This is a genomic window from Paenibacillus rhizovicinus (genome assembly GCF_010365285.1).
Classification (GTDB): domain Bacteria; phylum Bacillota; class Bacilli; order Paenibacillales; family Paenibacillaceae; genus Paenibacillus_Z; species Paenibacillus_Z rhizovicinus.
In genome coordinates, this window is the sequence record NZ_CP048286.1 from 4,532,501 (window position 1) to 4,550,786 (window position 18,286).

Annotated in this window: 10 protein-coding genes, 15 tRNA genes and 2 rRNA genes; 25 read left to right on the forward strand and 2 right to left on the reverse strand. The window is 56.9% G+C overall.

Annotated elements, in window-relative coordinates; translation table 11 throughout:
* Window positions 1-57: 57 nt before the first annotated feature.
* The 17 genes from rrf (at window position 58) to GZH47_RS20375 (ending at window position 5,080) form a co-directional block, all read left to right on the forward strand.
* Window positions 58-174: ribosomal RNA gene (rrf, locus tag GZH47_RS20295) — 5S ribosomal RNA — on the forward strand.
* 390 nt (window positions 175-564) lie between these two features.
* Window positions 565-3,489 (forward strand): 23S ribosomal RNA (locus tag GZH47_RS20300).
* Window positions 3,490-3,604: 115 nt separating this feature from the next.
* Window positions 3,605-3,681, forward strand: a tRNA-Ile gene (locus GZH47_RS20305).
* 13 nt (window positions 3,682-3,694) lie between these two features.
* Window positions 3,695-3,770: transfer RNA gene (locus tag GZH47_RS20310), tRNA-Ala, on the forward strand.
* Window positions 3,771-3,787: 17 nt separating this feature from the next.
* Window positions 3,788-3,863 (forward strand) — tRNA-Asn (locus tag GZH47_RS20315).
* Window positions 3,864-3,867: 4 nt separating this feature from the next.
* Window positions 3,868-3,958: transfer RNA gene (locus tag GZH47_RS20320), tRNA-Ser, on the forward strand.
* A 19-nt stretch (window positions 3,959-3,977) separates the two neighbouring features.
* Window positions 3,978-4,052 (forward strand) — tRNA-Glu (locus tag GZH47_RS20325).
* 76 nt (window positions 4,053-4,128) lie between these two features.
* Window positions 4,129-4,204: transfer RNA gene (locus GZH47_RS20330), tRNA-Val, on the forward strand.
* A gap of 26 nt (window positions 4,205-4,230) precedes the next feature.
* A tRNA-Met gene (locus GZH47_RS20335) sits at window positions 4,231-4,307 on the forward strand.
* 42 nt (window positions 4,308-4,349) lie between these two features.
* Window positions 4,350-4,426, forward strand: a tRNA-Asp gene (locus GZH47_RS20340).
* A 45-nt stretch (window positions 4,427-4,471) separates the two neighbouring features.
* Window positions 4,472-4,547: transfer RNA gene (locus tag GZH47_RS20345), tRNA-Thr, on the forward strand.
* Window positions 4,548-4,558: 11 nt separating this feature from the next.
* Window positions 4,559-4,631: transfer RNA gene (locus GZH47_RS20350), tRNA-Lys, on the forward strand.
* Between the two features lie 13 nt (window positions 4,632-4,644).
* Window positions 4,645-4,731, forward strand: a tRNA-Leu gene (locus GZH47_RS20355).
* Between the two features lie 3 nt (window positions 4,732-4,734).
* A tRNA-Gly gene (locus tag GZH47_RS20360) sits at window positions 4,735-4,809 on the forward strand.
* Window positions 4,810-4,815: 6 nt separating this feature from the next.
* Window positions 4,816-4,892 (forward strand) — tRNA-Arg (locus GZH47_RS20365).
* A 28-nt stretch (window positions 4,893-4,920) separates the two neighbouring features.
* Window positions 4,921-4,997 (forward strand) — tRNA-Pro (locus GZH47_RS20370).
* A gap of 12 nt (window positions 4,998-5,009) precedes the next feature.
* Window positions 5,010-5,080, forward strand: a tRNA-Gly gene (locus GZH47_RS20375).
* 192 nt (window positions 5,081-5,272) lie between these two features.
* On the opposite strand, the gene GZH47_RS20380 is transcribed toward GZH47_RS20375, so the two are convergent.
* Both GZH47_RS20380 and GZH47_RS20385 read right to left on the reverse strand, forming a co-directional pair.
* Window positions 5,273-5,776, reverse strand: coding sequence for a VOC family protein (locus GZH47_RS20380; protein ID WP_225446143.1), 504 nt, complete (start codon window positions 5,774-5,776; stop codon window positions 5,273-5,275).
* Between the two features lie 31 nt (window positions 5,777-5,807).
* Window positions 5,808-7,202 carry a helix-turn-helix domain-containing protein gene (locus GZH47_RS20385; RefSeq protein WP_162642762.1) on the reverse strand — a complete coding sequence of 465 codons (1,395 nt, stop codon included), beginning with the start codon at window positions 7,200-7,202 and terminating at the stop codon, window positions 5,808-5,810.
* Between the two features lie 359 nt (window positions 7,203-7,561).
* On the opposite strand from GZH47_RS20385, the gene GZH47_RS20390 reads away from it, so the two are divergent.
* The 8 genes from GZH47_RS20390 to GZH47_RS20425 all read left to right on the forward strand — a co-directional run bounded on the left by GZH47_RS20390 (window position 7,562) and on the right by GZH47_RS20425 (window position 18,159).
* On the forward strand, window positions 7,562-8,107 hold the full coding sequence (locus GZH47_RS20390) for an OsmC family protein (RefSeq protein ID WP_162642763.1): 546 nt from the start codon (window positions 7,562-7,564) through the stop codon (window positions 8,105-8,107).
* 62 nt (window positions 8,108-8,169) lie between these two features.
* Window positions 8,170-9,441 (forward strand): MFS transporter, encoded by a 1,272-nt coding sequence (locus GZH47_RS20395; RefSeq protein WP_225446144.1) that lies wholly within the window; start codon window positions 8,170-8,172, stop codon window positions 9,439-9,441.
* 73 nt (window positions 9,442-9,514) lie between these two features.
* Window positions 9,515-10,906: an LLM class flavin-dependent oxidoreductase gene (locus GZH47_RS20400; RefSeq protein ID WP_162642764.1), complete on the forward strand. Its 1,392-nt coding sequence runs from the start codon at window positions 9,515-9,517 to the stop codon at window positions 10,904-10,906.
* Between the two features lie 54 nt (window positions 10,907-10,960).
* On the forward strand, window positions 10,961-12,655 hold the full coding sequence (locus GZH47_RS20405) for an ABC transporter substrate-binding protein (RefSeq protein WP_162642765.1): 1,695 nt from the start codon (window positions 10,961-10,963) through the stop codon (window positions 12,653-12,655).
* A 12-nt stretch (window positions 12,656-12,667) separates the two neighbouring features.
* The gene (locus tag GZH47_RS20410) at window positions 12,668-13,597 is read left to right on the forward strand and encodes an ABC transporter permease (RefSeq protein ID WP_162642766.1); all 930 of its coding nucleotides are present in this window, start codon (window positions 12,668-12,670) and stop codon (window positions 13,595-13,597) included.
* A 15-nt stretch (window positions 13,598-13,612) separates the two neighbouring features.
* Window positions 13,613-14,506 carry an ABC transporter permease gene (locus GZH47_RS20415; protein WP_162642767.1) on the forward strand — a complete coding sequence of 298 codons (894 nt, stop codon included), beginning with the start codon at window positions 13,613-13,615 and terminating at the stop codon, window positions 14,504-14,506.
* A 12-nt stretch (window positions 14,507-14,518) separates the two neighbouring features.
* Complete coding sequence (locus GZH47_RS20420) at window positions 14,519-16,741, forward strand: ABC transporter ATP-binding protein (protein ID WP_162642768.1); 2,223 nt, start codon at window positions 14,519-14,521, stop codon at window positions 16,739-16,741.
* Between the two features lie 83 nt (window positions 16,742-16,824).
* Window positions 16,825-18,159: an LLM class flavin-dependent oxidoreductase gene (locus GZH47_RS20425; RefSeq protein ID WP_162642769.1), complete on the forward strand. Its 1,335-nt coding sequence runs from the start codon at window positions 16,825-16,827 to the stop codon at window positions 18,157-18,159.
* The last annotated feature ends 127 nt before the right edge of the window (window positions 18,160-18,286 follow it).

Here is an 18,286-nt window from a genome sequence, read left to right on the forward strand (position 1 = left end):
ATCAAATACGGATTGCGAAGCAGCGCAGCTGCCTTGTAAATCCAACCCGTACATTCGTTTGGTGGCGATGGCGGAGGGGAACCACGCGTACCCATCCCGAACACGACCGTTAAGCCCTCCAGCGCCGATGGTACTTGGACCGCAGGGTCCTGGGAGAGTAGGACGTTGCCAAGCGAGTGCGAATAGCACTTACATTTTTGATGGATGTTGCTTTTCTTGAAGTGATTCGAGAAGCATAATCGTCCAGAAAACAAGTTTTGATGGGAGTGTCTTTTCTTGAAGTGATTCAGGAAGCAGGCGCGTCCAGAAAAACACTTAGCACCTTGAAAACTGGATATGAAATTGCAAAACATCCTTTAGCTGGATTAGAAAAATACAATCGCGACTAGCGGTTGTTAGCGATGGTTTTGTCTTTTGGCGAACTTTGGTACGAAGCGAAAGCGCCGGCAAATTCGAATGAGAACGACTTTTGTGCGCAGCACAACGGGAGGCCTCGTCGAAGTTGACGGAACTGAAGCGGCGGCACCAACGGGAGCCCAAACAGACACTGTAAACCGGAGCATAGGTTAAGCTACTAAGAGCGCACGGAGGATGCCTAGGCGCTAGGAGCCGAAGAAGGACGTGGCGAACGACGAAATGCCTCGGGGAGCCGTAAGCAGGCGTTGATCCGGGGATGTCCGAATGGGGAAACCCGGCTGGAGTAATGTCCAGTCACCTGTTACTGAATACATAGGTAGCATGGAGGCACACCAGGGGAACTGAAACATCTAAGTACCCTGAGGAAGAGAAAACAATAGTGATTCCGTCAGTAGCGGCGAGCGAACGCGGATTAGCCCAAACCAAGGAGCTTGCTTCTTGGGGTTGTAGGACGTCTCACATGGAGTTACAAAGGTGTTGATTAGACGAAGAGGTCTGGAAAGGCCCGCTATAAGAGGTAAAAGCCCTGTAGTCCAAAGTCAGCACTCTCCGAGACGGATCCTGAGTACCGCGAGACACGTGAAACCTCGTGGGAATCCGGCAGGACCATCTGCCAAGGCTAAATACTCCCTAGCGACCGATAGCGAAGCAGTACCGTGAGGGAAAGGTGAAAAGCACCGCGGAAGCGGAGTGAAACAGAACCTGAAACCGTGCGCTTACAAAAAGTCAGAGCCCTCTCTATGGGTGATGGCGTGCCTTTTGTAGAATGAACCGGCGAGTTACGTTCCCATGCAAGGTTAAGGTGAAGAGCCGGAGCCGCAGCGAAAGCGAGTCTGAATAGGGCGATCGAGTATGTGGACGTAGACCCGAAACCGTGTGATCTACCCCTGTCCAGGGTGAAGGTGCGGTAACACGCACTGGAGGCCCGAACCCACGAATGTTGAAAAATTCGGGGATGAGGTGGGGGTAGCGGAGAAATTCCAATCGAACTCGGAGATAGCTGGTTCTCCCCGAAATAGCTTTAGGGCTAGCCTCGGAATTGAGAGTCGTGGAGGTAGAGCACTGATTGGGTGCGGGGCCCGCCAAGGGTTACCAAGTCCAGTCAAACTCCGAATGCCATGTACTTATATCCGGGAGTCAGACAGTGAGTGCTAAGATCCATTGTCAAGAGGGAAACAGCCCAGACCATCAGCTAAGGTCCCCAAGTGTGTGTTAAGTGGGAAAGGATGTGGAGTTGCAAAGACAACCAGGATGTTGGCTTAGAAGCAGCCACCATTTAAAGAGTGCGTAATAGCTCACTGGTCGAGTGACTCTGCGCCGAAAATGTAACGGGGCTAAACACACCACCGAAGCTATGGCTTGATGCTTTGCATCAGGGGTAGGGGAGCGTCGTGTACAGACTGAAGTCAGACCGTAAGGACTGGTGGACCGTACACGAGTGAGAATGCCGGTATGAGTAACGAAAAGACAAGTGAGAATCTTGTCCGCCGTAAGACTAAGGATTCCTGAGGAAGGCTCGTCCGCTCAGGGTAAGTCGGGACCTAAGGCGAGGCCGAAAGGCGTAGTCGAAGGACAACAGGTTGATATTCCTGTACCACCGTAAGCCGTTACGAGCAATGGGGTGACGCAGAAGGATAGTGACGCGGACTGATGGATGTCCGTCCAAGCAGTGAGGCTGATGTGTAGGCAAATCCGCACATCGTTAAGGCTGGGCTGTGATGGGGAGCGAAAATTGCAGTAGCGAAGGTCATGAGTTCAGGCTGCCAAGAAAAGCCTCTAGCCAGGGAAGGTGCCCGTACCGCAAACCGACACAGGTAGTCGAGCAGAGTATGCTAAGGCGCTCGGAAGAACTCTCGTTAAGGAACTCGGCAAAATGACCCCGTAACTTCGGGAGAAGGGGTGCCTCGGTAGGGTGAATAGCCCGAGGGGGCCGCAGTGAAAAGGCCCAAGCGACTGTTTAGCAAAAACACAGGTCTGTGCGAAGCCGTAAGGCGAAGTATACGGGCTGACGCCTGCCCGGTGCTGGAAGGTTAAGGGAGTGGTTAGCCGCAAGGCGAAGCTATGAACCGAAGCCCCAGTAAACGGCGGCCGTAACTATAACGGTCCTAAGGTAGCGAAATTCCTTGTCAGGTAAATTCTGACCCGCACGAATGGCGTAACGACTTGGGCGCTGTCTCAACGAGAGATCCGGTGAAATTTTAATACCTGTGAAGATGCAGGTTACCCGCGACAAGACGGAAAGACCCCATGGAGCTTTACTGCAGCTTGATATTGGACTTTGGTACGATCTGTACAGGATAGGTGGGAGCCTTAGAAATCGGAGCGCCAGCTTCGGTGGAGGCATCGTTGGGATACCACCCTGATCGTATCGGAGTTCTAACCTGGTACCGTAATCCGGTACAGGGACCGTGTCAGGTGGGCAGTTTGACTGGGGCGGTCGCCTCCTAAAATGTAACGGAGGCGCCCAAAGGTTCCCTCAGAATGGTTGGAAATCATTCGTAGCGTGCAAAGGCATAAGGGAGCTTGACTGCGAGACCTACAAGTCGAGCAGGGACGAAAGTCGGGCTTAGTGATCCGGTGGTACCGCATGGAAGGGCCATCGCTCAACGGATAAAAGCTACCCTGGGGATAACAGGCTTATCTCCCCCAAGAGTCCACATCGACGGGGAGGTTTGGCACCTCGATGTCGGCTCATCGCATCCTGGGGCTGAAGTAGGTCCCAAGGGTTGGGCTGTTCGCCCATTAAAGCGGTACGCGAGCTGGGTTCAGAACGTCGTGAGACAGTTCGGTCCCTATCTGTCGTGGGCGCAGGAAATTTGAGAGGAGCTGTCCTTAGTACGAGAGGACCGGGATGGACGCACCGCTGGTGTACCAGTTGTTCCGCCAGGAGCATCGCTGGGTAGCCAAGTGCGGACGGGATAAGCGCTGAAAGCATCTAAGCGTGAAGCCCCCCTCAAGATGAGATTTCCCAGTATGTAAGACCCCTTGAAGACGACGAGGTTGATAGGTTCGAGGTGGAAGCGCAGCAATGCGTGGAGCTGACGAATACTAATCGGTCGAGGGCTTATCCTAACGTCTCTACCCAGAGACAACCAGCTAAATGTTCTGCAAGGATTCGTATCCAGTTTTCAAGGTGTTATCTCTATAACCATTTAAAGAGAATCCCACCTTGCAGTGGGTTTTTTATTGGCCTTTAGCTCAGCTGGTTAGAGCGCACCCCTGATAAGGGTGAGGTCGGTGGTTCGAGTCCACTAAGGCCAACCATATCTTCCTTTACGGGGCCATAGCTCAGCTGGGAGAGCGCCTGCCTTGCAAGCAGGAGGTCAGCGGTTCGATCCCGCTTGGCTCCACCAATACTTGTTTCACCTATTCCCTGATAGCTCAGTTGGTAGAGCACTCGACTGTTAATCGAGTTGTCACAGGTTCGAGTCCTGTTCGGGGAGCCAATATGGAGAAGTACCCAAGTGGCTCAAGGGGACCCTCTGCTAAGGGGTTAGACTGCGTAAGTGGTGCGAGGGTTCGAATCCCTCCTTCTCCGCCAGATTTGTTTCAAGGAATAAGGCCCGTTGGTCAAGTGGTTAAGACACCTCCCTTTCACGGAGGTAACAGGGGTTCGAGTCCCCTACGGGTCACCAATTTACCCCCAAAAGTGAAGTAATGCGCTGCAGGTTAATCCGAGTACTTTTCGGGGACCCCGGGGTTAAACTTTATGGAGGCTTAGCTCAGCTGGGAGAGCATCTGCCTTACAAGCAGAGGGTCGGCGGTTCGATCCCGTCAGCCTCCACCATAAATGCATAGCTAGGCTTGAAATGACGCGGGGTGGAGCAGCCCGGTAGCTCGTCGGGCTCATAACCCGAAGGCCGCAGGTTCAAATCCTGCCCCCGCAACCAATTGAGACAAGTTCGGACAAGTTCCGAAGTGAATGTTTATACGGAGCCGTGGTGTAGTGGCCCAACATGCCTGCCTGTCACGCAGGAGACCGCGGGTTCGAATCCCGTCGGCTCCGCCATTTAATTCACTTGCTCAATAGGCGTTTCAATATGTTTCGCATCATGCCGGTGTAGCTCAGTTGGTAGAGCAACTGACTTGTAATCAGTAGGTCGTGGGTTCGACTCCTATCGCCGGCACCATTTTTTTGTTCGAGTCATTAGCTCAGTTGGTAGAGCACCTGACTTTTAATCAGGGTGTCGTAGGTTCGAATCCTACATGACTCACTTTTCTTGTTTTGCGGTCATGGCGGAATTGGCAGACGCGCTAGATTCAGGTTCTAGTGTCAGCAATGACGTGGAGGTTCGAGTCCTCTTGACCGCACCAATTGCGGAAGTGGCTCAGCGGTAGAGCATCGCCTTGCCAAGGCGAGGGTCGCGGGTTCGATTCCCGTCTTCCGCTCCATATTTTGCGCCCTTAGCTCAGCTGGATAGAGCGTTTGACTACGAATCAAAAGGCCGGGAGTTCGAATCTCTCAGGGCGCGCCATTTTTTAATCAAGCGTTTCATGCGTTAACGGGATGTAGCTCAGCTTGGTAGAGCACCTGGTTTGGGACCAGGGGGTCGCATGTTCAAATCGTGTCATCCCGACCATTTCCTTATCATGCGGGTGTAGTTCAATGGTAGAACTTTAGCCTTCCAAGCTAATAGCGTGGGTTCGATTCCCATCACCCGCTTTCATTTATAAGAAGCCTTTTATCCCGTTGGATAAAAGGCTTTTTGTTGTTTTCGGCTGCTATTGGCGGCTTAAAGCTGAGTGGAGGACGTGCGGTCCGTGAGCGTGTGATGTTGGGGAAGTCGCTGCAATCAGAGGGGGCAAATTATTTCTGACTTGGACGACCCGTCAGTGGACCTGTGAACACTACCATTTATTCACGGCAGATCATCAGTTTATTGCCGTCCGGATCTTTGACTACGAACCAGTGGTCATGCATGATCTCCGTCACCAGCTCGACGCCGAGCTGTTTCATGTAGTCGAGCGACCCTTGCAGGTCGGCGGTCAACAGCATAAATGCCGGCGTCGAGATGGACGGCGCGCCGCCCGGTTCTTCTCCGCCCCACATTGGCATCGTATCCAGGATGAGTCCCGTGCCTTCCATTGGCAGCGGGCACAGGTGGCCGCCGATAATTTCGCAGCTGTTCTCGTCTAAGGCGAGTACCCGACAATACCAGCTGCGGGATTTCTCGATGTCGCGCACGGGGACGAAATAACTGCCGACTTTATTTTTCACGGGACTTACGGGCAAGGCGCCTTCGTTTGTTGCATGCGGTTGATTCACGGACATGCCTCCCTGAATGATTTTGAATGAAGCCGGCACGATTAACGGCCGGTAACTTTCCGGGTCGGGTCGATGCTTCGGCAGTTGGCTCATGACTGACCTCCGTTATCTTTTCTTTGGGTGTTCATGGGTGATGCTCCCTCGATGGCCGGATAGGCAGATAAATGCTCACAATGGTATCCCGTTCAACATCCATGCCAGGCAAGGCGCGATATTCCGCGTACCATTGGCGCCCTTCGTCCAGCCGATAGCTCTCGCTCGCGGCGATCCAGCGATGCATGTTATCGAGCACGCCGGTCAATAAGCCGTAGGTCTTCGTCACGCAGCACGCGTAATCGCCGGCATCGAAGCGCCGCTCCTCGGGTCCGTCCCACGACGCGGTCGGTGCGGTGTTCAAGGCCAACTCCTGCGGGGCCGAGATGAAGCCGTTCTCCCACCAGTAGTCTGCCGCTTCCCGCACGCCGTACGGAAAGGACATGTAATAGCGATCTTCGTTTGCCACCCGTCTCTCCCCGCAATCCGCTCTGCCCGTCGCATGCCAATCCATGAGCCGCTGCTCGGCAAGAGTCTGGGCTTCTTCGCCGTATCCGCGGAAACAATACGCTCGTCTTTCCGATAGCCGAACGATTTCGATCGACTCCCGATGGCGCTTGCGGAGAACGGGAAGGAAGAGATGCATCCGCGTCACTTTTCCGTTGTAGGCAATGAACTCCTCGATATACGGAGGACGGCCAAGTTCGAAACTGCTCTTCGGCAGCCATTCGGATACGAGCCGATTCCAGCCATCCTGAACGGTTTCGGGGGAGGCTGCGGCGATCTTCCTAACAGCATACAGACCTCCAGGGAACGGTTCTTCTTCAAAGTCGCCGTCAGGGAGGCTTGGCTCATTCGTCAGCACCAGCACCCGGTACCCATATCGGGGATGGCCGTCCACGTTCGGCAGGTCCACGTTATAGCCGAAAATCCGCGTCTTGCGCTTCACGGCCGAGCCGTTAACCGCCAGCTTCTCGTAAACGATGCGAAACGCTTCGTTCTCCATGCCGGCTTCCTGTTCCGAAATATGCAGATAGGCTGCCATCGTACCCGGCTGGAACCGGATGACTTTGATATCGGGGAATCGTTCCGATTGCTCCTTATCCTCCATGTAGGCGAACTGCTCGCCGAGGCGGATCGGTTCGAAGCTGTAATGGATGCCGGCGGAACGGTAGGCGGCCGGCGTCAAGCCTACGATCTTCTTGAACACCTTGGCGAAGGCGTGGTAGGAGGCAAAACCGCTCTCCCCTGCGAGTTCTTCCACGGTGCGCTTCGAATAGCGCAGGTGATTGGCGGCGACGCTCATTCTTCGCTTGCGGATGTAATCCTTCACGGGGTGCCCAGTCAGTGCATAGAACATCCGGTACAGCTGCGCGACCGATGCGTAAGCCTCTTCCGCGAGCGCGGCGAGGTCGAGCGCTTCGTCGTCGTCGAGATAGTCTTCGATATAGTCGAGCGCCCGCTGCACGGCATCCGCATAACTCATGGTTTTCACCTGCTATCGATGATGTCTTGGCCTTATTATAGCAGAGCGAAAACGAACGAATAGGTTCAAAATTATCAAGTTTCATAAGGGCGAGGCAATGCCTGTCCGAGGTCCCGTAAATGCTCGGAAATGCTCGGAAATGCTCGAAAATCTCTGCTAATGTCGCGAACCGCGCGTTCTACGATAGCCCCTTCATCGGAATCTTGAATACACCAATCGGCTTTTTCTATTATACAGCGGGCGGTGCTTCAACTATATTATTAATAACCTACTTTTCTCATAGGAATTATTAACAATGCATGCGCAATAGGGAAATCGATATTCATTACATACTCCCTGGAGAAAGGCGGAAAGAAGAGATGAGCTCCTTAAACGAATTCTTACGGCAGAAACGAATCGCGTTGTTTGCCCGCCGAACGAAGGCGGAATCGGCTCCGGAACAGGCAGTCGCCAAGCTTCGCGCCAAAGCAAGAGTGCTTGGCCGCAGCGGCGTTCGCGAAATTCGCATTCGGGACTTTCAGGTGATCAGCGACAGTCCGCCGGATTTTGCCGGCTATGATCTCGGTCCCTCGTCGCCGGAGCTTCAGCTCGGCGTGCTCGGCAGCTGCCTGACGCATATCGCATTGATTCAAGCCGCGGAACGTCAGGTTTCCCTTCATGCCGTTGAAGTGGAAGTCGAAGGGGAGATGCATCCGCTAGCCGGCCGTCCCGGCCATGAGGAGATACCCGTCTACCCGCATAACCTGCGCTACAAGCTGGTTCTGGAATCCGACGAATCGGAGGAGACCTTGCAGGCGCTGCATGAAGTGATCGAACGGGTCTGTCCGATCTTCAACCTCCTTCGCCAGCCTCAGCACATCGAAGGGCAGTTGGTTATCCATCGTCCCAAGGCGACGGATGAGTAGCTTATCGCAAGGCAGCGGACGGCGGCGGGAGTCGTCCCGCAAACGGGCGGGGGATGTGAACGATGTCCCAATGGAAGCGTAAAATGCCGTCCCCATGGAAAATGAATTCGCTGCCCGACTGGAAGCGGAATTTGGGTATCCTCTGGCTCGGACTGTTTTTCAATTTCATGGCCTACACGCTCTCCGTCCCATTCTTCCCGCTGTTCCTGCAGCAAGACCTCGGTGTACGAAGCGGAGTAGAAGCTTGGGCCGGCGTTTCCATTTCAATCAGCTTCCTGATCAGCGGAATCTGCGCGCCTTTCTGGGGCTCGCTGGGCGACAAGTACGGCAGCAAGCTGATGCTGGTTCGATCGGGTATCGGGCTAGGGGTTGCCCATTTGGCCAACTATTTCGTCCATGATCCCTATACGTTCATTCTCGTGCGGATCTTCCAGGGGCTGATGGCTGGTTTCGGCCCCACATCCATGGCATTGGTCGGCACGAATACGCCGGAGAAGCATGTCGGCTACGCGCTTGGCGTGATGTCCACCTCGACAGCGGCGGGAGGCATCATCGGACCGCTTGTCGGAGGCGTATTGAGTCACTGGGTCGGACTGCGCGGATGCTTCATCGCGTCGGGTATCATTACGATCTGCTCCGCCATGATTGTCTTGGGGGTGAAGGAAGCCGAGAAGCGCCGCTCCGCGAACCGCCCGAGCGTATGGCAAGATTTGAAACGGGCGGCACTCGATTCCAGTTTGCTGCGCGTTTATGGACTCATCCTGCTCGTTTCGACGTCGGTTATGATTCTTGATCCTTTGTTGACGATCTACGTGGTTCAAATCGGAGGCAGCGCCAAAAACGCTGCGATCAGCTCCGGTATCGTATTCTCGGCGGTCGGCGTGGCGACGGTCATCATGGGTCCCCGGTGGGGAAGGATCGGCGGGCGGCTCGGGTACGGCCGAACCTTGTTCATCGGCCTGATCGGCGGCGGAATCGGCAATCTGCTGCAGGCGGTCATTCACAACCTGGTAGGTTTCGGGGTGCTGCGTTTCGGCTACGGCCTGTTCTTCGCCGCCGTGTATCCGGCGCTGAACGCGCTGATTATCCAATACGCGGATAAGGATTTTCGAGGGAGAGCCGTCAGTCTGAGCCAATCCGCCAGCCAATTCGGCATTGTCATCGGTCCGCTGCTCGGCGGCTTTCTGGGCGGGTGGATCGGCATTCCGTACGTGTTTCTCCTAACGGGCATGGCGCTGCTGGGCGCCGCTTGGGCGGGCAGGGCGATCGGCACCGGCAAACGAAGCGATCTGGAGGCTGGCCAAACCGCCGAGCTTCGTTCTTCGCCGCCATGACTTTGCTTACTTATGTCTCAATTCCGATTAAACAAATATGAATAATTAGTTTATGAATAGGGGGCGGCCAACCATGTCTCAACGACAATTAAAACTGGGTGCGAATTTGAGCGGCGTCGGCAACAGCATTTCGTTCTGGCGGCATCCCGATGTGCCGATCAACGCCAGCGTCAGCCTTAAATTCTACCAAGAGCAGGCGCGCATAGCGGAAGCAGGGAAATTCGACCTGCTGTTTATCGCGGACGGCTTGTTCATCAACGAGAAGTCCAATCCGCATTTCCTGAATCGTTTCGAGCCGCTGACGCTGCTGTCGGCACTTGCGGCATCAACCGGGCATGTCGGTCTCGTCGCGACATTATCCACCTCCTACAGCGAGCCGTTCACGGTGGCGAGACAGTTCGCTTCGATCGATCAATTAAGCGGCGGAAGAGCGGGGTGGAACGTCGTCACCTCGCCTCTGGAAGGGTCGGCATTGAATTTCGGCAAGGGCGAGCATCCGAACCATGCGCTTCGCTACGAAATCGCCGAAGAGCATTTGGAGATCGTCAGAGGACTGTGGGATTCCTGGGAGGACGACGCATTCGTCGGGGATAAAGCAGCCGGCGTCTTCTTCGATCCGTCCAAGATGCACGCGCTGAATCATAAGGGAACGCATTTCTCCGTGCAAGGGCCGCTCAACGTGGCGCGATCGCAGCAAGGCCATCCGGTCGTGTTTCAAGCCGGTTCGTCGGAATCCGGCAAGGACCTTGCGGCCAAGTCGGCGGATGCGATCTATACGGCGCACGAGACGTTCGATGAAGCGCGCGCGTTCTACGCGGACGTGAAAGCAAGGGCGGAGACGTACGGAAGGAAGCCGGAGGAGCTCTTGATCTTCCCGGGCATCGGCCCCATCGTCGGCAGAACGGAAGAAGAAGCCGAACGCAAATATCGGGAGATTACGGAATTGGTGGCGATCGAGCAAGCGCTGAATTATTTGGGCCGCTATTTCGAGCATTTCGACTTTTCCCAATTTCCGCTTGACGAGCCGTTTCCCGAGATCGGAGAGCTGGGCAGCAACAGCTTCCGCAGCGGGACGGACAAAATCAAACGCGAAGCCAAAGCCAAAGGACTCACGCTGCGCCAAGTAGCCCTGCAGGCATCCACGCCTCGTTCCGCGTTCATCGGCACGCCGGAGAAGGTGGCCAACCTTATTCAGCAATGGTTTGAAGGAGGCGCCGCGGACGGGTTCAACGTTCGCACGGTCGTGCCGAACGGCTTGGCCGACTTCGTCGACCTGGTCGTGCCGATTCTGCAGGAACGGGGCTTGTTCCGGACGGAATACGAGAGCGATACGCTTCGCGGCAATCTCGGACTGCCGATACCGCGCAACCGCTATGCGCCGGGAGCCGAAACGGCTGCAAGCATCAAAGACAATGCAAGCATCGAAGACGGCGCAAGAGTCGGAGCGACTGCCGATCATGAATAGAAACCTGCAGCACCGTTAATGAAGACGAGATAGACATTCGGGAGGGAAATAGATATGAGTAAAGGTTTAGGGGTCAAAATGAGTGTGCTTCTGGTCATCGCGGTTATGCTTTTATCGGCATGCGATTCATCCGGAGCAAAGAATAACGCAGGCTCGGCGAACGCTGCCGGAGATAAGGGCAGCGCGGGCGCAACCAATGCGGCAGGAGACAAGAACGCCGAGACGAAGGCCGCCGACGGCGGCGAGCTGACTTACGCGCTGGCCACCTCGCCGGATTCCCTCGATCCTGCCCGCAGCGGGCTGGCCGTATCCGTGCGGGTATTCCGCACTATCTACGACAGTCTCGTAGCGCAGCTGCCGGATAACACGATCAAGCCATGGCTGGCTACGGAGTGGACGATTTCGCCGGACGGCAAGAGTTACACGTTCAAGCTTCGCAAGGACGTCAAGTTCCAGGACGGCACGCCGTTCAACGCGGAGGCGGTCAAATACAGCTTTGACCGTATCCTCGACCCGGCGACGAAGGCGGCGAACGCTTCGGCGCTGCTCAAACCTTACCAATCGTCCGAAATCATCGACGACTATACGATCAAGCTGAACCTGGAGACGCCTTCCGTCGCCTTCCTCGGCAATCTGAGCCAAGCGATGCTGGGAATCGTATCGCCGACGGCTGCGAAACAATCCGGCGACCAGTTCGGCAAGAATCCCGTAGGCACCGGTCCGTTCTCGTTCGTGAAGTGGGAAGACAACACGGACATTCAAGTCAAGCGCAACCCGGATTACGCTTGGGCTCCCGAACTGGTGGAGAACAAAGGAGCCGCGCATCTGGATACCATCGATTTCAAAATCATTCCGGAAGAAGCGACGCGCATCGGCAGCGTCCAGAGCGGTCAAGTGAAGGCGATCGAAACGGTGCCGCCGCAAAACGTCGTTTCGCTCAAGAGCGATAACAAGCTCCAAGTGCTTCAGGTCAACACCGCCGGCCTGCCGTACACGCTGTTCTTCAACCAGACCGCGGCGCATGCGCCATGGAACGAGTTGAAGGCAAGGCAAGCCGTCCAGTACGCCGTGGATATCGATTCGATCGTGAAGAGCCTGTACCTCGGCACGTACCAACGCGCTTGGTCGCCTTTATCGCCTAATACGTTCGGTTACGATCCGTCGCTGGAGAACGGCATCAAGCCGGACCTCGACAAAGCGAACCAACTGCTGGACGAACTGGGCTGGACCAAGGGATCGGACGGCATTCGCGAGAAGGACGGCAAGAAGCTCACGCTCCATTACGTAGACGGCTCGCCGAACCGGGAGAAACGCAATGACATCGCCGCGATCATTCAGCAGCAATTGAAGAAAGTCGGCATCGACGTTCAGGTCGAGATTACCAAAGACGTTGCGACCGTGGTTTACACGAACTGGGCTTACGATCTGTACGGCAACAGCCAAGTGAATTCGGATCCTGCCGCACTCAATTCGTTCTATCATACGACGGCTCCGGATGCCCGTCCGTCGCTCAGCCATCTCGCCGATCCGGCGCTCGACAAGCTGTTGGAGCAAGGAGCCATTGAATCGGATCCCGCTAAACGCAAAGAGATTTACGTGAAAGTCCAGCATGCGATTATCGACAACGCCGCTATCCTGCCGATCTACGTGTTCCCTTACACCGTAGCGGCTACGAAAGACCTGTCCGGCCTGAAATTCGATTCGCTCGGTTACCCGCTGTTCAATGACGCATCGCTCGCCCAGAAATAAGGAGGTCGGAAGATGCTCAAAATCATAGCGGTTCGCTTGCTCAGTTCCGTGGGCGTCGTGGCCGGCTCGTCGATCTTGGTGTTCTGCATCCTGTACGTGCTGCCAGGGGATGTCGTGATGAACATGATCGACCCGAGCTCGATGAGCCCGGAGGCGATCGCCAACCTCCGGCACCAGCTAGGCGTCGACCGGCCCTTCTATGAACAGCTGCTGCATTATTTCAACGCGATGCTGCATGGCGATTTCGGGCATTCGCTCGTGAACTCGGAGCCGGTCCTGCCGAAAATCATGGCTCATTTCCCGGCTACGCTCGAGCTGACGGCCGCTGCCTCGGCGATTGCCATTCTCGTCGGGGTGGTGCTGGGCGTGCTGTCGGCCATTCATCGGAATAAACCGATCGATATCGCGGCCAGGATCATCGGCTTGTTCGGCATCTCGATGCCGACCTTCTGGTCGGGCATTCTGATGATTCTCATCTTCTCGGTTACGCTCGGGTGGCTTCCCGCGATGGGCTCGGACGGTTGGAAAACGCTGGTTCTTCCCGCGCTTACGCTCGGTCTGCTCGGTGCGGGCTTCATTGTCCGGATGGTCCGCAATTCGATGCTCGAGGTGCTGGGCGAGCCGTTTATTACGACGCTGCGCGCCAAAGGGTTGTTGGAGAGGTCCGTTATGTATCGTCATGCGCTGCGCAACGCGCTCATTCCGGCGGTCACGATGATGGGCATTCTCGTCGGCGAAATGCTGGCCGGCACGGTAGTCATCGAAACGGTGTTCTCGCGGCAGGGCATCGGGCGGATCATCTCGGATGCCATTATGTCGAAGGATTTGCCGGTCGTGCAGGGCGTCGTCCTGTTCACGGCCATCGTCTACGTCGCCATTAACGCCCTGGTCGACATCTCGTATTCGTACATCGATCCGCGGGTTAGACGCCTGCAGCATTAAAGGGGGAATGAAGAGATGAGGGAAGCCGCCTCGGTTAAAACGGTATGGCGAACGAAAGCCGCTTCCTCGGCCTTTCGGCGCAGGATGCCGAAGGTGTCCGTTACGCGGTTGATGGTCTACGCCGCAAGCTTGGTCGTCCTGTTTCTGATTGCCTGCGCGCTCGTGCCGCAGTGGATCGCCCCCTATTCGCCCACGGATATGCAGGCGGACCGGATTCTGCTGCCGCCAGGGGCTGCCCATTGGTTCGGCACCGATTATTTCGGACGCGACATCTTCAGCGTCGTCGTGCACGGAACGCGGGAATCGTTGTTCATCGGCTTCGCTTCGGTCATCGTCGGCGGTTTGGCCGGGACGCTGATCGGCGCATCGGCCGGCTACTTCGGCGGATGGGTGGACGGCGTTCTGATGCGAGTCATCGACGTGTTCATGACGATTCCGGGCGTCCTGCTTGCGCTCGCGGTTGCCGCGGTGCTCGGACCCGGCCTATGGAACTTGATTTTGGCGGTTGCGCTGGCATCGATTCCGAACTACGCCAGAATCATGCGCGGGCAAATTCTCAGCGTCAAGAACCGGCCGTTCATTCTGGCCTCCCGTTCCATCGGCGCTTCGGAGTTGCCGATCTTCTTCAAGCATGTGCTGCCGAATTCGTTGTCGCCGCTGCTCGTCATGGCTTGCATCGGCGTAGGAACTTCGATTTTGACCGGCTCGGGCTTAAGCTTTCTCGGGCTAGGCGTAATCAAGGAAATTCCGGATTGGGGCGCGCTATTGTCTCAAGGAAGAGGATACTTAACGGTTGCTTGGTGGATCTGCACGTTTCCCGGGCTCGCGATCACGTTGTTCGTCTTGTCCGTCAACGTCATCGGCGACGAGCTGCGCGATGCGCTCGATCCGAGGAAGCGCCGTGCATAGGGGGAGACGCATGTGAGTCAATTGTTGGACATAGAGCGCGTCAGCGTGGAATTCGCTAATGGCCGAGGCGTACTGGAAGCGATCAGCGACGTGAGCTTCTCGATCAAAGCCGGCGAAACCGTATGCCTGGTCGGGGAGTCGGGGAGCGGGAAGACGGTCACTTCCAAAGCCGTCATGCGTCTGATCGACGACGAGAACGGCAGAATCAGCGCGGGCGCAATCCATCTGAACGGCGTCGATATCGCCGCGCTGCCGGATCAGGCGCTCCGGTCGCTGCGCGGGAAGAAGATGGCGATGGTGTTCCAGGAGCCGATGTCGGCGTTCGATCCGGTGTTTTCGATCGGCCGGCAGATCGTCGAAACCATACGGCGCCATGACCGGAGCAGGACGCAGAGCGAAGCCCGGCAGCGGGCGGTGGATCTGCTGCGGCGCGTCGGCATACCCGAGCCGGAGCTCCGGATGAAGCAATATCCGAACGAGTTGTCGGGCGGGATGCTGCAGCGGGCGATGATCGCCATGGCCTTAAGCTGCCAGCCCGAGCTGCTCATTGCCGACGAACCGACAACGGCGCTCGACGTGACGATTCAGGCGCAGATCCTGCAGCTGCTGCAGGAATTGAAGAGCGAGTTCAACATGGCGATTCTGCTCATTACCCATGATCTCGGCGTCGCGGCTGCCATCGCCGACCGCATCGTGGTGATGTACGCGGGACAAGTGGTGGAACAGGCCTCCGCCGCGGACTTGTTCGCCGAGCCTCATCACCCATACACGATGGGCCTGCTGCAGTCGATCACGACGATGGACAGCGACCGCTCGCAAAAGCTGTTCACGATTCCGGGCTCGATTCCGAGCTTGGCCGATTTGCCTGCGGGCTGCCGCTTCCATCCCCGCTGTCCGTTTGCCACGGAGAAATGCTTGAACGAGGCGCCGCCGCTGCACGATCGGGGCGAGAGACAAGCGGCTTGCTGGCATGTTGAACAGTTTGTCGCCGACCCAATGGAGCGGCAGCCTGCGCAGGAGGCCGAGGCCGCATTCCATGCTGAATGGTCTGGGGAAGCAGCTTCCGCATCGGCTTCGCCAGATGCGCCGGCTTCGCCGGCTGCGTCGGCAGGGGCGCTCATGGAGCCGGAGCCGGAACAAGGCGTGGCTCGGGCCTCGTTAGAGGCATCGGGAATGGCGGCAGCCCTGGCGCCCGCGCCCGCGGAATCAGTCGCGGATAGCCTGATCGAACTGCGGCATGTGACCAAGCATTACCCCTTTGACCGTTCGATTTTCTCATGGACGAAGAAGGCGGTTCAGGCTGTCGACGACGTCTCGTTCGCGATCCGAAAAGGCGAAACGTTCGGACTGGTAGGCGAGTCGGGCAGCGGCAAGTCGACGCTCGGCCGGGTGCTGCTTCAGCTCGAGAAGCCGACTTCGGGCTCTGTCATATTCGAGGGCAGGGAGCTGGGAGCGCTGACTTCGGCCGGCTTGCGGGAGGAGCGCAAGCATATGCAAATGATCTTCCAGGATCCGTACGGTTCCGTCGATCCGCGCTGGAAAGTCGGCGATATCGTCGGCGAGCCGTTCTCCGTGCATGGCAAGCTGAGCGCGGGGGAGAAACGGGAGGCCGTTCAGGAGCTGCTGCAGCTGGTCGGCTTGAATCCGACCGCTTACGATCGCTTCCCCCATGAATTCTCGGGCGGACAGCGGCAGCGGATCGGCATCGCCAGGGCAATCGCGCTCCGGCCGAAATTTCTGCTGGCGGACGAGGCGGTATCGGCGCTGGACGTCTCGGTTCAGGCGCAGATCGTCAACCTGCTTCAGGATCTCAGGCAGCGTCTGAATTTGACCTCTCTGTTTATCGGGCACGGACTGAATATCGTACGGTACGTATCCGATCGCATTGGCGTGATGTATCTGGGGAAATTGGTCGAGATCGCGCCCAGCGAGCAGTTATTCAGGCGGCCGGCGCATCATTACACGAGAGCGCTTATCGCGTCGATTCCAGTTCCCGTCCCGGATCGGCATCGGGAGCTGTCCGCCCTTCATGGAGAAATTCCGTCGCCGGCGAATCCGCCTTCCGGCTGCCGGTTTCGTACCCGCTGCCCGGCCGCGACCGCCAGATGCGCGGCGGAACAGCCTGAAATGCGCGAAATCGACCGCGGCCATTTCGTTGCCTGCCACGATCCATTGGATCAAGTGCTGAATATCGAGGCCGGCCGGCGCCCCGTTTCCGCCGATTGGCGGATATAAGCGCCGTACCGCCGCGATTGAATAATAACTGCCCGTCAACTGGGCAATGCCCGGTCTCGGGATTAAAAAGGGAGGAAATGATCATGGGAACGAAGAGACAGATCAAGCTGGGGGCGATTTTGCACGGTGTCGGAGGCAATATCTCCGGATGGCGGCATCCGGATGCCGTTACGGATGCGAGCGTGAACTTTGAGCTCTACAAGCAATGGACGCAGAAGGCGGAGGCAGGCAAGTTCGATTTCGTCTTCATCGCCGACGGGTTGTACATTACGGAGAAATCGATTCCGCATTTCTTGAATCGTTTCGAGCCGTTAACGATCTTGAGCGCGCTGGCTGGCGTCAGTTCGAAAATCGGGCTGGTCGGCACCTTGTCGACTTCTTACAGCGAGCCGTTCACGGTTTCCCGCCAATTCGCGTCCCTGGATATGATCAGCCGGGGAAGGGCGGGCTGGAATGTCGTGACATCGCCGCTGGAAGGCTCTGCCCTTAACTTCGGCAAGACGGAGCAGCAGCATCCCGCCCATTCCGAGCGCTACCGGATCGCGGACGAATATCTGGAAGTCGCGACAGGCTTGTGGAACTCATGGGAGGAAGACGCATTCGTGCGAAATAAGGAGACCGGCGTCTTCTTCGACCCGGCGAAAATGCATACGCTGGACCATAAAGGAAGTTACTTCTCGGTCAAAGGGCCGCTCAATATCGCAAGATCCAAGCAGGGAGAGACGGTTATTTTCCAAGCGGGGGCATCGGAATCCGGGAAGCAATTCGCGGCTAAATGGGCGAACGCCATCTTCACCGGGCAAGAATCGGCGGAAGAGGCGAAATTGTATTATGACGATGTGAAAGGCCGGGCCGCGGCGCTGGGCAGGAACCCGGAGGAAATCGTCATCATGCCGGGAATCGGACCGATCATCGGCCGCACGCAGGAAGAAGCGGAACGCAAATACGAAGCGATCGCCAATCTGGTTTCGATCGACAAGGCGCTGGATTTCCTGGGGCGCTTCTACGAGTATCACGACTTCACCCAATATGCGCTTGACGAACCGTTCCCGGAGCTTGGCGAGCTTGGACGGAACAGCTTCCGGAGCGCGACGGACCGCATGAAAGAACGGGCAAAAGAAGAAGGGCTGACGCTTCGTCAGGTCGCGCTGCAAGTGGCGACGCCGAAGCCGACGTTCCTCGGGACGCCGGAGTCGGTCGCCGACAAGCTGCAGGCTTGGTTCGAGGCCGGAGCGGCAGACGGGTTCATCGTCGGGTCGGCTGCGCCGAACGGGCTGGAGGAATTCGTGGACCACGTAGTGCCGATTCTGCAAGCCCGCGGCTTATTCCGCGAGGAATACGAGGCCGACACGCTGCGCGGCAATTTGGGTCTCCCGACCCCGGTTAACCGCCATGCTGCGGCATTGTCGAACCGTTGATGGCAGCGGAAGGAGCGTCCGAGTCAGATCGGACGTTCTTTTTGCTTTTGTTTACATGGTTTGTATGGTTGCATGTTTTGCATGTTTGCTGAAGTAGAGGCCTTCGGTACGTGCAGCGTTCGGACAC